Annotated in this window: 15 protein-coding genes; 14 read left to right on the forward strand and 1 reads right to left on the reverse strand. The window is 73.0% G+C overall.

The window, feature by feature from the left end; all coding sequences use genetic code 11:
* Window positions 1-26 precede the first annotated feature (26 nt).
* The 3 genes from hisF (at window position 27) to BZY54_RS04140 (ending at window position 2788) form a co-directional block, all read left to right on the forward strand.
* Window positions 27-782: an imidazole glycerol phosphate synthase subunit HisF gene (hisF, locus tag BZY54_RS04130; RefSeq protein WP_086723165.1), complete on the forward strand. Its 756-nt coding sequence runs from the start codon at window positions 27-29 to the stop codon at window positions 780-782.
* Window positions 783-929: 147 nt separating this feature from the next.
* Window positions 930-1517, forward strand: a complete 588-nt coding sequence (locus BZY54_RS04135; protein ID WP_086723166.1) for an ArsR/SmtB family transcription factor — start codon at window positions 930-932, stop codon at window positions 1515-1517.
* A 14-nt stretch (window positions 1518-1531) separates the two neighbouring features.
* Entirely contained in the window at window positions 1532-2788 is a 1257-nt protein-coding gene (locus BZY54_RS04140) for an MFS transporter (RefSeq protein ID WP_107419657.1), read from the forward strand.
* 23 nt (window positions 2789-2811) lie between these two features.
* Here the strand turns inward: BZY54_RS04140 and BZY54_RS04145 are convergent, their stop codons facing one another.
* A complete protein-coding gene (locus BZY54_RS04145; protein ID WP_086723167.1) occupies window positions 2812-3447 on the reverse strand; it encodes a TIGR03085 family metal-binding protein in 636 nt (211 codons plus the stop codon).
* Window positions 3448-3529: 82 nt separating this feature from the next.
* Between BZY54_RS04145 and hisI the strand changes: the two genes are divergently transcribed.
* The 11 genes from hisI to lgt all read left to right on the forward strand — a co-directional run bounded on the left by hisI (window position 3530) and on the right by lgt (window position 12665).
* On the forward strand, window positions 3530-3964 hold the full coding sequence (gene hisI / locus BZY54_RS04150; RefSeq protein ID WP_086723190.1) for a phosphoribosyl-AMP cyclohydrolase: 435 nt from the start codon (window positions 3530-3532) through the stop codon (window positions 3962-3964).
* An 11-nt stretch (window positions 3965-3975) separates the two neighbouring features.
* The gene (locus BZY54_RS04155; RefSeq protein WP_086723168.1) at window positions 3976-5454 is read left to right on the forward strand and encodes an anthranilate synthase component I; all 1479 of its coding nucleotides are present in this window, start codon (window positions 3976-3978) and stop codon (window positions 5452-5454) included.
* Window positions 5455-5549: 95 nt separating this feature from the next.
* Window positions 5550-6197 (forward strand): TIGR02234 family membrane protein, encoded by a 648-nt coding sequence (locus BZY54_RS04160; RefSeq protein WP_086723169.1) that lies wholly within the window; start codon window positions 5550-5552, stop codon window positions 6195-6197.
* Between the two features lie 162 nt (window positions 6198-6359).
* Window positions 6360-6605: an HGxxPAAW family protein gene (locus tag BZY54_RS04165; RefSeq protein ID WP_086723170.1), complete on the forward strand. Its 246-nt coding sequence runs from the start codon at window positions 6360-6362 to the stop codon at window positions 6603-6605.
* A 136-nt stretch (window positions 6606-6741) separates the two neighbouring features.
* The gene (locus BZY54_RS04170) at window positions 6742-7248 is read left to right on the forward strand and encodes a DUF2752 domain-containing protein (RefSeq protein WP_086723171.1); all 507 of its coding nucleotides are present in this window, start codon (window positions 6742-6744) and stop codon (window positions 7246-7248) included.
* 195 nt (window positions 7249-7443) lie between these two features.
* Window positions 7444-8253, forward strand: a complete 810-nt coding sequence (gene trpC / locus BZY54_RS04175; protein ID WP_086723172.1) for an indole-3-glycerol phosphate synthase TrpC — start codon at window positions 7444-7446, stop codon at window positions 8251-8253.
* Window positions 8254-8275: 22 nt separating this feature from the next.
* Entirely contained in the window at window positions 8276-8524 is a 249-nt protein-coding gene (gene trpM, locus BZY54_RS04180) for a tryptophan biosynthesis modulator TrpM (protein WP_086723173.1), read from the forward strand.
* A gap of 55 nt (window positions 8525-8579) precedes the next feature.
* Window positions 8580-9863: a tryptophan synthase subunit beta gene (gene trpB, locus BZY54_RS04185; RefSeq protein ID WP_086723174.1), complete on the forward strand. Its 1284-nt coding sequence runs from the start codon at window positions 8580-8582 to the stop codon at window positions 9861-9863.
* On the forward strand, window positions 9860-10696 hold the full coding sequence (gene trpA / locus BZY54_RS04190) for a tryptophan synthase subunit alpha (protein WP_208640546.1): 837 nt from the start codon (window positions 9860-9862) through the stop codon (window positions 10694-10696). Before trpB ends, trpA begins: the two co-directional genes overlap by 4 nt.
* Before the next feature lie 132 nt (window positions 10697-10828).
* Window positions 10829-11602 (forward strand): DsbA family protein, encoded by a 774-nt coding sequence (locus BZY54_RS04195; RefSeq protein ID WP_086723175.1) that lies wholly within the window; start codon window positions 10829-10831, stop codon window positions 11600-11602.
* An 85-nt stretch (window positions 11603-11687) separates the two neighbouring features.
* Window positions 11688-12665 carry a prolipoprotein diacylglyceryl transferase gene (gene lgt / locus BZY54_RS04200; RefSeq protein WP_086723176.1) on the forward strand — a complete coding sequence of 326 codons (978 nt, stop codon included), beginning with the start codon at window positions 11688-11690 and terminating at the stop codon, window positions 12663-12665.
* The last annotated feature ends 60 nt before the right edge of the window (window positions 12666-12725 follow it).

Consider the following 12725-nt stretch of genomic DNA (forward strand, 5'->3'; position numbering starts at 1 on the left):
GAATGTTGTTGAGGAGCCGTGGAGTCATGACCCTGGCGGTCCGAGTCATCCCCTGCCTGGACGTGGACAACGGCCGGGTCGTCAAGGGTGTCAACTTCCAGAACCTGCGCGACGCGGGCGATCCCGTCGAGATGGCGAAGGTGTACGACGCCGAGGGCGCCGACGAGCTGACGTTCCTGGACATCACCGCGTCCTCGGGCGACCGGGAGACGACGTACGACGTGGTGCGCCGCACCGCCGAGCAGGTGTTCATCCCGCTGACGGTCGGCGGCGGCGTCCGCACGGCCGAGGACGTGGACCGGCTGCTGCGGGCGGGCGCCGACAAGGTGGGCGTCAACACGGCCGCGATCGCCCGCCCGGACCTGATCCGGGAGATCGCGGAACGTTTCGGCCGCCAGGTGCTGGTCCTGTCGGTCGACGCGCGCCGGACCCCGTCCGGGAGTTTCGAGGTGACGACCCACGGCGGCCGGCGCGGCACCGGTATCGACGCGGTGGAGTGGGCGCACCGGGCGGCCGAGCTGGGCGCGGGCGAGATCCTGCTGAACTCCATGGACGCGGACGGCACGAAGGACGGCTACGACCTGGAGATGATCAGCGCCGTCCGCAAGCACGTCACCGTCCCGGTCATCGCCTCGGGCGGCGCCGGCAAGCTCGCCGACTTCCCCCCGGCGATCGCGGCGGGCGCGGACGCCGTCCTGGCGGCCTCGGTCTTCCACTTCGGCGATCTGCGCATCGGCGAGGTGAAGGGGGCGCTGCGGGAGGCGGGCCACCCGGTGAGGTGACGCCTCAGCCATGAGGTGACCGCGCGCCGGTTCGCGGGCGAGCCCTGGTCTCCCTGGAGGGGGCCGGGGCTTTCTCCTGGGCAGATGGGAAAGAGAAGTTGCGCAAAATCAATTGTGCAACTTTCCTTTTGTATCTAGCCTGGGTGCATGGCCGAGCAACAGGACCGCCGGATCACGGACGTGGGCACCCTCAAGGCGCTGGCCCATCCGCTGCGGATGAAGCTGTACCGGGCGCTCTACCTGGAGCGCGCGGCGACCGCCTCGCGGCTGGCCGACATCGTCGACGAGGCCGTGTCCCTGGTCAGCTACCACCTGCGCAAACTCGCCGAGCACGGCCTGATCGAGGAGGCCGAGGGGCAGAGCGAGGACGGGCGGGAGCGCTGGTGGCGGCCGGCCTCGGAGGGCGTCACCATCCACGACGAGGACTTCCGGGACGCACCCGAGAAGGCGGCCGCGCACACCGCCGCCTCCCGCCTCTTCTACCAGCAGCGCAGCGAGCTGTACCACCGCCACCTCGACGAGCGGGCCCACTGGAGCCCCGAGTGGAACGGCGCCTCCTTCGACTCCGAGTACCTGGCCCAGCTGACCGCGCCCGAACTGGCCGACCTCTGCGGCGAGATGCATGCACTGATCAAGAAGTACGAGGCGAAGGGGCGCGCCGCCGAGGAGGCCGGGGACACCGAGGGGCGCGAGCACGTCGCGCTGCACGTGTACGGATTCCCGTTCCACGTCTGAGAGAGGCCACCGCAGTGACCACCGTGTCCGCGACACCCGCCGACGCAGCAGCCGCCGAACGACCCGCGCACCGCGACACCAACGTGCTGCGCTGGCTGTCCGCCTACACCGCGTCGATGGTGGGCGACAACGTCTACTACCTCGCGCTGTCCTGGGCGGCGGTCCGGGCCGGATCGCCCGCGCAGGCCGGAGCCGTGATGGCGGTGAGCGCGCTGCCCAGGGCCCTGCTGATGCTGGGCGGGGGAGTGGTCGCCGACCGGCTCGGACCGCGCAGGGTCGTCATAGGCAGCGACGCGGTGCGGTGCGCCGCCGTCCTCGCCGTGGCCGCCCTGCTGGCGTTCACCAGCCCCGGGCTGTGGCCGCTGGCCCTGCTCGCCCTCGTCTTCGGCACCGTCGACGCGGTGTTCATGCCCGCCGTGGGCGCCCTGCCCGCACGCGTGACCAACCGGGGCCAACTCGCCCGCGTGCAGGGCATGCGGGGACTGGCGATCCGGTTCGCGAGCGTCGTCGGCGCCCCGCTCGGCGGCCTCGGCGTCGCGCTCGGCGGCGCGGCGGCGGCGTTCGGGATCGCGGGAGTACTGATCGCCGTGTCCGTGCCGCTGCTGGTGTGCGTACGGATGCGCGACCTGCCCCCGGACGACACCGCCGGCAGCGGCGACACCACCGCCTGGCGCGACCTGGTGGGCGGCCTGCGCCACATCCGGCGGCACCGGGTCCTGGCCCCGCTGATGCTGGCCATCGCCCTGGGCGACCTCGGCTTCGTCGGCCCGCTCAACGTCGGGCTCACCCTCCTGGCCGACGAACGGGGCTGGGGTGCCTCCGGCATGGGCTGGGTGATGGCCGGGTTCGGCACCGGGGCCGGCGCCGCCTCCCTGCTGCTCACCGTGCGCGGACGCCTGCCGCATGCCGGTCACCTGGCCGCGTACGCGATCCTCGCGAGCTCCGTGGCCATCGGCGCGCTCGCCTATGCCCCGGGCGTTCTCGCCGCCGTCGCGGTGGCCCTGCTCATCGGCCTGCTCGCCGGGCTCAGCGGCGCCCTGTGCGGCGCGCTGCTGCAGACCCAGGCCGAACCGGCCTACCTCGGGCGGGTCACCGCCGTCGCCGGTCTGGTCAGCCTCGGTTTCGCCCCGCTCAGCATGCCGATGTCCGCCGCCGCGATCGGGGCGTGGGGAACCGGACCGGTGTTCGTCGTCAGCGCGGCGGTGTGCGCCCTGGGCGGCGTCGTCGCCCTGGCCGCCCCCGGTCTGCGCCGCGCCGAACTGCCCCACTGACCGCCGGACACCGGCCCCCGGCTTCAGAACCCCAGCTGCTTCGTCTCCGACACCTTCGCGATCGCCTCCTGCTCGCCCTCCAGCTCCACGCGCGCCGCGTTCTGCCGGCCGAACGCGAACAGCAGCAGCTCCGACGGCTCGCCCGTCGCCGTCACCACCGGCGTGCCCCGGTGCGCGACGGCCGTCTGACCGTTGGGCCGGCGCAGGACCAGACCCGTCGGAATGCCCCGGCCCAGCAGCCGGGCGGTGCGCTCCAGGCGGGACCACAGGGCCTCCTGGAAGACGGGGTCGAGCTCGCGCGGTGTCCAGTCCGGCTGGGCGCGCCGTACGTCCTCCGTGTGGACGTAGAACTCGACGGTGTTGGCCGCCTCGTCGACCTGCTTGAGCTGGAAGGGGGAGAAGCGCGGCGGGCCGGTACGGATCAGCTGGATCAGCTCCTCGTACGGCTTCGCGGCGTACTCCTGGAGCACCTTCTCCAGGCGGGACGCCAGCGGCTTGATCAGCGCGCCCCCGGCCGCGTCGGGACGCCGCTCGCGCACCACCACGTGCGCGGCGAGATCACGGGTGAGCCAGCCCTCGCAGAGGGTGGGCGCCTCCGGGCCGGCGGTCTCCAAGAGGTCGGCGAGGAGAAGCCGTTCACGCTTGGCAAAGGTCGACATGAAGTCAGCCTACGACCACACAGAGCGTCCGCCCACCGGACCGAGGGCCTGCCTGTCGCCCCCGCGCGGCACAATGGCACCCATGACCAGCACGCCCGGCACTCCCGCCCGTCACCCGACTGTTCCCTCCAGCAGCCTCGACCCCGAGATCGCCGCGCGACTCAAGCGCAGCGCCGACGGACTCCTCCCCGCGATCGCCCAGCAGTACGACACCGGAGAGGTACTGATGCTGGGCTGGATGGACGACGAGGCGCTGCACCGCACGCTGACCACCGGCCGCTGCACCTACTGGTCGCGCAGCCGCCGTGAGTACTGGGTCAAGGGCGACACCTCCGGGCACGTCCAGCACGTCAGGTCCGTCGCGCTCGACTGCGACGCCGACACCGTGCTGGTCAAGGTCGACCAGGTCGGCGCCGCCTGCCACACCGGCGCGCGCACCTGCTTCGACGCCGACGTGCTGCTCGAGGACGCCGACTTCGGCGCCCCGAAGGCCCACTCGGGCGACACGGCTCAGTAAGGTCGGCGGCCATGGACCTCGAGACCTTCCGCAAGCTCGCCACCGACCGGCGCGTCATCCCGGTCACGCGCAAGCTCCTCGCCGACGGCGACACCCCGGTCGCGCTCTACCGCAAGCTCGCCGCCGAGCGGACCGGCACCTTCCTCCTGGAGTCCGCGGAGAACGGCCGCTCCTGGTCCCGGTACTCCTTCGTCGGCGTCCGCAGCGCCGCCACGCTCACCACGCGGGACGGCCAGGCCCGCTGGCTCGGCACCCCGCCCGTCGGGGTCCCCCTCGACGGCGACCCCCTGGCCGCCCTGCGCGCCACGATCCAGGCCCTGCACACCCCGCACCAGGAGGGCCTGCCGCCCTTCACCGGCGGCATGGTCGGCTACCTGGGCTACGACATCGTGCGCCGCCTGGAGAAGGTCGGCCCCGGCGAGCGGGACGACCTGAAGCTGCCCGAGCTGACCATGTTGCTCACCTCCGACCTCGCCGTCCTCGACCACTGGGACGGCACCGTGCTGCTGATCGCCAACGCGATCAACCACAACGACCTCGAGACGGGCGTCGACGAGGCCTACGCGGACGCCGTCGCCCGCCTCGACGCCATGGAGGCCGACCTCTCCCGCCCGGTCGCCCAGCCGCCCGCCGCGCTGCCGCCCTCGGAACTGCCCGAGTACACCGCGCTGTGGGGCGGCAAGGACTTCCAGGCGGCCGTCGAGGACGTCAAGGAGCGCATCCGCGCGGGCGAGGCCTTCCAGGTCGTCCCCTCACAGCGCTTCGAGACGCCGTGCACGGCGAGCGCGCTGGACGTCTACCGGGTGCTCAGGGCCACCAACCCCTCGCCGTACATGTACCTGTTCCGTTTCGACGGCTTCGACGTCGTCGGCTCCTCGCCCGAGGCCCTGGTCAAGGTCGAGGACGGGCGGGCCATGGTCCACCCCATCGCCGGCACCCGTCCCCGCGGCGCCACCCCGCAGGAGGACCAGGCGCTCGCCGAGGAGCTGCTCGCCGACCCCAAGGAACGCGCCGAGCACCTGATGCTCGTCGACCTCGGACGCAACGACCTGGGCCGGGTCTGCGAGCCGGGCTCCGTCGAGGTCGTCGACTTCATGTCCATCGAGCGCTACTCGCACGTGATGCACATCGTGTCCACCGTGACCGGACGGGTCGCCGAGGGCCGTACCGCCTTCGACGTGCTGACCGCCTGCTTCCCGGCGGGCACCCTGTCCGGCGCGCCCAAGCCGCGCGCCCTGCAGATCATCGACGAACTCGAGCCGTCCCGGCGGGGGTTGTACGGCGGCTGCGTCGGCTACCTCGACTTCGCCGGCGACTCCGACACCGCGATCGCCATCCGCACCGCCCTGCTGCGCGACGGCACGGCGTACGTCCAGGCGGGCGCCGGGATCGTCGCCGACTCCGACCCGGTGGCCGAGGACACCGAGTGCCGCAACAAGGCCGCGGCCGTGCTGCGCGCGGTGCACACCGCCAACCGGCTGGGGCAGTAGGCGGCCGTCGGAGAGCAGTTGGGCACGGGCGTCCGGGCGGGTGGGGTGTTTCTCACGGAACCCCGGGTGACGGTTCGCCCCGGGTTCACGCGATAGTGGACTACGTGACTGCCGTACCTCACCCCCGCACCGAAGCCGCCGCCACCGCCCGGTCCGGCCGCCGCAGCCTCGCCGTAGCCCTGCTGTGCGGCGCGCTCGGCGCGGCCGTGGCGCTGCTGGCCTCCCGGCAGCGCTGGGCGGAGGGCACCGCGGCGGTGGCCGGCGGCGCCTTCCCCCTGACCGCCAAGGGCAGCGACGTCACGGGCGTGCCCGCGGCGCTCGCCATAGTGGGCCTGGCCGCGCTCGTCGCCGTCTTCGCCGTCCGCCGCTCCGGCCGCCTGCTGGTCGCCCTCCTGCTCGCGCTCTCCGGCGCCGGCACGATCGCCGCCGCCCTGGCCGGTGCCTCCGACGGCGGAGCGCTCGACGAGAAGGCCGCCCAGGCCTCCGGCGACACCGCCGCGACCGCCGCCTCGCTCAGCCATACCGGCTGGCCCTACGTCGCGGCCGCCGGCGGGGCGCTGATCCTCCTCGCCGGACTGCTCGCCCTGCGCTTCGGCCGCCTGTGGCCGGCCATGTCAGGCCGCTACGAGCGCTCCGGCGCGCCCCGCACGCGCGCGTCCCGTCCCGTCGACCCCGACCGCCCCGAGGACCTCTGGAAGGCCCTCGACCGAGGCGAGGACCCGACCGGCACCGAACCGTCCTGAGGGCGGCCCGCCCCGGCCCGGCGGGGGCGGCCCTCACCCCACGCCGACGCCACGGCGAAACGGGTACGCCGGGAGCCACCCCCGCTCACATCGCGTGCACGCGTACGGGACAATGGGTGCGAGCGTCCGGCTCAGACACGTACAAGCAACGAGGAGCAAGTCATGGCGGGCAGCAGCCACGGTCACACCCCGGCCGCCTGGACCGGTGTCATCATCGCTTTCATCGGTTTCTGTGCCGCGGGCGCCTTCATGGTGGCGGCTCAGCCAATCGGCTTCTGGGTCAGCATCGCCGTCGTGCTGCTCGGCGGTGTCGTCGGCGGCATCATGCGCATGATGGGCCTCGGCCAGAAGAACGAGCACCCGGTGCACCAGGTCGCCAAGAGCGAGCCGGCCGGCGCCAAGAGCTGACGACCCGGCGACGCCGGCCGCCCGGCCGGCCCGCGCGACCCGGCACGAGGGGCGGCCCACTGCCGCCCCTCACGCGCACCCGGGCCCCCGCGCACCCGCCCGGCCGCCCGCGCGCGTGCGGACCGTGCACGGCAGAATGCGTGGTGTGAACGCCGACAGTCGCAGAGGGACGCGCGGCCGCACGGCCGTGCCCGGTCCGAGGCGCGCGTACGACGACCCGGTGGTGGCACCGCCGATGCGCCCGGGGGCCGTCCTGGGGCGGCTCGCCGTGCCCGCCGCCGTGCTGGCCGCCGTCGCCGGGTCCTTCGCCTACGTCGGGGCCGTGGACCCCAACGAGCCCGGCCACTACCCCGTCTGCCCGCTGCTGCGCTACGCCGGCCTGTACTGCCCCGGCTGCGGCGGACTGCGCAGCGCCCACGCCTTCGTCCACGGGGACCTCCTCACCGCCCTGCACGACAACGCCCTGGCCGTCGCGGGCTATCTCGCCTTCGCCGTGCTGTGGATCGCGTGGGCGGCGCGCGCGGCGCGCGGGCGGACGCCGCGGATCGCTCTCGGCACCATGCACCTGTGGAGCCTGGGCGTGCTGCTCGCCGTCTTCACCATTGTCCGGAACCTGCCGTTCGGTGGCCTGCTCCACCCTTGAAGGACCGGCGTCTGTCCAGGTAGTGGGACCGCCCTCGACCGGATGCGAGGCCTGGGCCCTCCTCCGGATACCATCGCAGTGACCGCCGGTTCCGATCCGCTTGATCCGCTTGATCCACCCGATCCGCTTCAGGCGGGCCGCCGGGGGCCGCTCGACCCGCTGGAACATTCCACCGTCTGGAAGGGGGCCGCTCGCGTGAGTGTGCTCGACGAGATCATCGACGGAGTCCGTGCCGACCTTTCGGAGCGGCAGGCGCGCGTCAGCCTCGACGAGCTCAAGGAGCGCGCGGCGAAGGCTCCGGCCGCCAAGGACGGGTTGGCCGCGCTCAAGGGCGACGGTGTCAAGGTGATCTGCGAGGTCAAGCGCTCCAGCCCGTCCAAGGGCGCCCTCGCCGCGATCGCCGACCCGGCGGGACTCGCCGCGGACTACGAGGCGGGCGGCGCGTCCGTCATCTCGGTCCTGACCGAGCAGCGGCGTTTCGGCGGCTCGCTGGCCGACCTGGAGGCGGTCCGCGCCCGCGTGGACATCCCGATCCTGCGCAAGGACTTCATCGTCACGTCGTACCAGCTGTGGGAGGCCCGGGCCTACGGCGCCGACCTCGCCCTGCTGATCGTCGCCGCCCTCGACCAGCCGGCCCTGGAGTCGCTGATCGAGCGGGCGGTGTCCATCGGACTCACCCCGCTCGTCGAGGTGCACGACGAGGACGAGGTGGAGCGCGCGGTCGACGCGGGCGCCAAGGTGATCGGCATCAACGCGCGCAACCTGAAGACCCTGGAGGTCGACCGCGACACGTTCGACCGGGTGGCGCCGGAGATCCCGGACAGCGTCGTCAAGGTCGCCGAGTCCGGTGTCCGCGGCCCGCACGACCTGATCGCCTACGCCAACGCCGGCGCCGACGCCGTCCTGGTCGGCGAGTCGCTCGTCACCGGCCGCGACCCGAAGACGGCGGTCGCCGACCTGGTGGCGGCCGGGGCCCACCCCGCGCTGCGGCACGGCCGGAGCTGAGACGCCGGTAGAGTTGGCCCCGATGACGCTTGCTACCACCGTGACGGCCACGGACCGCTACGCCCGCCTCGCGCGCGGCTGCCGGCCCCGTGGCTGCCGCGCGCCCGCACGCCGGGTGCACGGACGGCGGGTGCGGTACGTCATCGGCGACGAGCCGGGCCAGGTGAACGGCATGCGATGGCAGCGCCCCGGCAGGGGCGCAGGGCTGTGCCCGAACACGCGGCTCGGCCGCTTCGGCGCGACAGGCCACAGCCGGCTCGCGGCCGCCTGAACAGTCCGGCCCCCACGGCGATTCGTCATCACACCGCTCACCGTGAGGTTTCCGCATGCCCAGCGAGTTCTTCATCCCCGACCCCGAGGGCCGGGTTCCCAGTGCCGACGGCTACTTCGGCGCCTACGGCGGCAAGTTCATCCCGGAGGCGCTCGTCGCCGCCGTGGACGAGGTCGCCGTCGAGTACGACAAGGCCAAGGGCGACCCCGAGTTCGCCCGCGAACTCGACGACCTGCTGGTGAACTACACCGGCCGGCCCAGCGCCCTGACCGAGGTGCCGCGGTTCGCCGAGCACGCCGGTGGCGCCCGCGTGTTCCTCAAGCGCGAGGACCTCAACCACACCGGCTCCCACAAGATCAACAACGTTCTCGGCCAGGCCCTGCTCACCAAGCGGATGGGCAAGACCCGGGTGATCGCCGAGACCGGCGCCGGCCAGCACGGTGTCGCGACCGCCACGGCGTGCGCGCTCTTCGGCCTCGAGTGCACGATCTACATGGGTGAGATCGACACCCAGCGGCAGGCCCTGAACGTGGCCCGCATGCGCATGCTCGGCGCCGAGGTCGTCGCCGTGAAGTCCGGCAGCCGCACGCTGAAGGACGCCATCAACGAGGCCTTCCGCGACTGGGTCGCCAACGTCGACCACACCCACTACCTGTTCGGCACCGTCGCCGGGCCGCACCCCTTCCCGGCCATGGTCCGCGACTTCCACCGGGTCATCGGCGTCGAGGCCCGCCGCCAGCTCCTGGAACGCGCCGGACGCCTGCCCGACGCCGCCGTCGCCTGCGTCGGCGGCGGCTCCAACGCCATCGGCCTCTTCCACGCCTTCATCCCGGACGAGGGCGTACGCCTGATCGGCTGCGAACCCGCCGGACACGGCGTGGAGACCGGTGAGCACGCGGCCACCCTGACCGCCGGCGAGCCCGGCGTCCTGCACGGCTCCCGCTCCTACGTCCTCCAGGACGACGAGGGCCAGATCACCGAGCCGTACTCCATCTCGGCGGGCCTGGACTACCCGGGCATCGGCCCCGAGCACTCCTACCTCAAGGACTCGGGCCGCGGCGAGTACCGCGCGATCACCGACGACGCCGCGATGCAGGCGCTGCGCCTGCTGTCGCGCACCGAGGGCATCATCCCGGCCATCGAGAGCGCCCACGCGCTGGCCGGCGCCCTGGAGGTCGGGCGGGAGCTCGGCCCGGACGGGCTGATCGTGGTCAACCTCTCCGGCCGCGGCGACAAGGACATGGACACCGCCGCCCGCTACTTCGGCCTGTACGACACGGACGCCGAGGTGGCCGCCGACGAAGCCGCCACCGCCGAGATCGAGGGGGACGCCAAGTGAGCGGCGCTGCACTGACCGGTGGCAAGGGCCACCTTCTGTCGGACACCCTCGCCGCGGCCAAGGCCGAGGGACGGTCCGCGCTCATCGCCTACCTGCCCGCGGGCTTCCCGACGGTGGACGGCGGCATCGAGGCGATCAAGGCCGTCTTCGACGGCGGCGCCGACGTCGTCGAGGTCGGGTTGCCGCACAGCGACCCGGTGCTGGACGGGCCGGTCATCCAGACCGCCGACGACATCGCCCTGCGCGGCGGTGTCAGGATCGCCGACGTCGTGCGCACGGTCCGCGAGGCCCACGAGGCCACCGGCAAGCCGGTGCTCGTCATGACGTACTGGAACCCCATCGACCGCTACGGCGTCGAGCGGTTCACGGCCGAGCTCGCCGAGGCGGGCGGCGCGGGGTGCATCCTGCCGGACCTGCCGGTCCAGGAGTCGGTCCTGTGGCGGGAGCACGCCGACAAGCACGGCCTAGCGACGGTCTTCGTCGTCGCCCCGAGCAGCAAGGACGAGCGGCTCGCCGAGATCACCGCGGCGGGTTCCGGCTTCGTCTACGCCGCCTCGCTGATGGGCGTCACCGGCACCCGCGAGTCGGTCGGCGCGCAGGCCGAGGACCTGGTGCGGCGCACCCGCGCCACCGGCACCGACCTGCCCGTCTGCGTCGGCCTCGGCGTCTCCAACAGGGCCCAGGCCGCCGAGGTCGCGCGCTTCGCCGACGGCGTGATCGTCGGCTCGGCGTTCGTCAAGCGGATGCTGGACGCCCCGGACCGGGTGGCCGGCCTCGCGGCCGTCCGTGAGCTCGCGGGCGAGCTGGCGAGCGGGGTGCGCGGACAGGCGTAGCGCCTGCCGCGACGGGCGGCGGCAGCACACGCGGCGGGCCGCTGGGCCGTCACATCAGAACACGTGGTCATCCGAACGGGTGGACCTGCGGCCGGGGAGGCGCATTGCGCCTCCCCGGTTCGTTCTGGTGGTGTGAGCGAGAAGAACCATGACGGAAAGCGCGCCGCCCGTCAGCGGCTGGCGGTCGAGCGCGAGAAGCAGAAGGCCTCGGAGCGGCGGCGACGCACGCTGATCGTGGCCGTCAGCGTGGTCTGCGTACTGGGCCTGGCGACGGTGATCGGCGTGTACGCCGCGAACTCCGGCAAGAAGAAGAGCGCAACTCCGGGCCCGGTCGTGGCCCCGTCCGGGGCGCAGGGCAAGGACAGTCTCGCGATCCCGGTCGGCAAGGACGGCGCCAGGTCGAGGCTCACGGTGTGGGAGGACTTCCGCTGCCCGGCCTGCCAGGCCTTCGAGGCGGAGTACCGCCCGACGATCCACGAGCTGACCGACTCCGGAAAGCTCCGGATCGAGTACCACCTGGTCCGGCTGATCGACGGAAACCTCGGCGGCACCGGCTCGCTGCGCGCGGCCAACGCCGCCGCCTGCGCCCAGGACGCCGGGAAGTTCCGGGCCTACCACGACGTGCTGTTCGAGAACCAGCCCAAGGAGACCGACGACGCCTACGCCGGCAACGACAAGCTGATCGAGCTGGCCGGCAAGGTGAGCGGCCTGAAGACCCCGGCCTTCACGCAGTGCGTGAACAAGGGCACACACGACGCCTGGGTCGACAAGTCCCACCAGGCGTTCAAGGCCGGCGGCTTCTCCGGCACGCCGACCGTGCTGCTGAACGGCAAGAACATCGCCGAGGACCGCACGATGACCCCGGCGAAGTTCAAGCAGATGGTGGAGTCGGCCGCCAAGGGCTGACAGCCGGAGCCGGCCGCCTGTTATGGAGCCGTGTCCGGGCCGCCCCGCGTGGCTGCGCTCCGGCTGCGGTAGCGTCGACCTTGCCATGGAACTTGCCTACATTCCCAGCCCGTCGCGCGGGGTGCTGTACCTCGGACCGATTCCGCTGCGCGGCTATGCGTTCTGCATCATCATCGGCGTCTTCGTTGCCGTCTGGCTCGGCAACAGGCGCTGGATCGCCCGCGGCGGGCGGGCCGGCACGGTGGCCGACATCGCCATCTGGGCGGTGCCGTTCGGCCTGGTCGGCGGCCGGCTCTACCACGTGATCACGGACTACGAGCTGTACTTCAGCGCGGGCCGTGACTGGGTGGACGCCTTCAAGGTGTGGGAGGGCGGCCTCGGCATCTGGGGCGCGATCACGCTCGGTGCGCTGGGGGCGTGGATCGGCGCCCGGCGCCGGGGCGTCCCGATGCCCGCCTACGCCGACGCCGTCGCGCCGGGCATCGCCTTCGCGCAGGCGATCGGCCGCTGGGGCAACTGGTTCAACCAGGAGCTGTACGGGCGCGAGACGCACGTTCCATGGGCGCTGCACATCACCTCGGCGGCCGACGGCCGCGTACCGGGGTACTACCACCCGACCTTCCTCTACGAGTCCCTGTGGTGCGTCGGCGTGGCCCTGCTGGTCATGTGGGCCGACCGCCGCTTCCGGCTGGGCCATGGCCGGGCGTTCGCCCTGTACGTCGCCGCCTACTGCGTGGGCCGTGGCTGGATCGAGTACATGCGCGTCGACGACGCCCACCACATCCTCGGCCTCCGCCTGAACGACTGGACCGCGATGATCGTGTTCCTGCTCGCGGTGACCTACATCGTGGTGTCGTCGAAGAAGCGGCCGGGCCGGGAGGCCACGGTCGAGCCGGCCGCGGCGGGCACCGGGGAGGGCACCGAGGCGCCGGCCGCGACGGACACCGACGCGAAGGAAGCCGACGCGACGGACAAGGCGGCATCGCAGGACGAGGACGCCGACAACCCCGATTCCGAGGGCGCGGACCTGAAGGACGGGGCCGGGTCGGCCAAGAAGGGCTGATGTACGGTCGTGCGCGCACGAGGGCGCCCCCGGCATCCGGGGGCGCCCTCGTCGCCTGCG

Origin of the sequence: Streptomyces carpinensis, assembly GCF_002154505.1 — a bacterium.
GTDB classification, from domain to species: Bacteria; Actinomycetota; Actinomycetes; order Streptomycetales; family Streptomycetaceae; genus Streptomyces; species Streptomyces carpinensis.

What these genes read in the sequence shown, in the direction of transcription:
- trpB (WP_086723174.1), top strand. Translation starts at nt 8,580, where the DNA reads ATGCCCAGCGAGTTCTTCATCCCCGACCCCGAGGGCCGGGTTCCCAGT.
- BZY54_RS04155 (WP_086723168.1), top strand. Translation starts at nt 3,976, where the DNA reads ATGGACCTCGAGACCTTCCGCAAGCTCGCCACCGACCGGCGCGTCATC.
- BZY54_RS04145 (WP_086723167.1), bottom strand. Translation starts at nt 3,447, where the DNA reads ATGTCGACCTTTGCCAAGCGTGAACGGCTTCTCCTCGCCGACCTCTTG.
- hisF (WP_086723165.1), top strand. Translation starts at nt 27, where the DNA reads ATGACCCTGGCGGTCCGAGTCATCCCCTGCCTGGACGTGGACAACGGC.
- BZY54_RS04135 (WP_086723166.1), top strand. Translation starts at nt 930, where the DNA reads ATGGCCGAGCAACAGGACCGCCGGATCACGGACGTGGGCACCCTCAAG.
- BZY54_RS04165 (WP_086723170.1), top strand. Translation starts at nt 6,360, where the DNA reads ATGGCGGGCAGCAGCCACGGTCACACCCCGGCCGCCTGGACCGGTGTC.
- hisI (WP_086723190.1), top strand. Translation starts at nt 3,530, where the DNA reads ATGACCAGCACGCCCGGCACTCCCGCCCGTCACCCGACTGTTCCCTCC.
- lgt (WP_086723176.1), top strand. Translation starts at nt 11,688, where the DNA reads ATGGAACTTGCCTACATTCCCAGCCCGTCGCGCGGGGTGCTGTACCTC.
- BZY54_RS04170 (WP_086723171.1), top strand. Translation starts at nt 6,742, where the DNA reads ATGCGTGGTGTGAACGCCGACAGTCGCAGAGGGACGCGCGGCCGCACG.
- trpM (WP_086723173.1), top strand. Translation starts at nt 8,276, where the DNA reads ATGACGCTTGCTACCACCGTGACGGCCACGGACCGCTACGCCCGCCTC.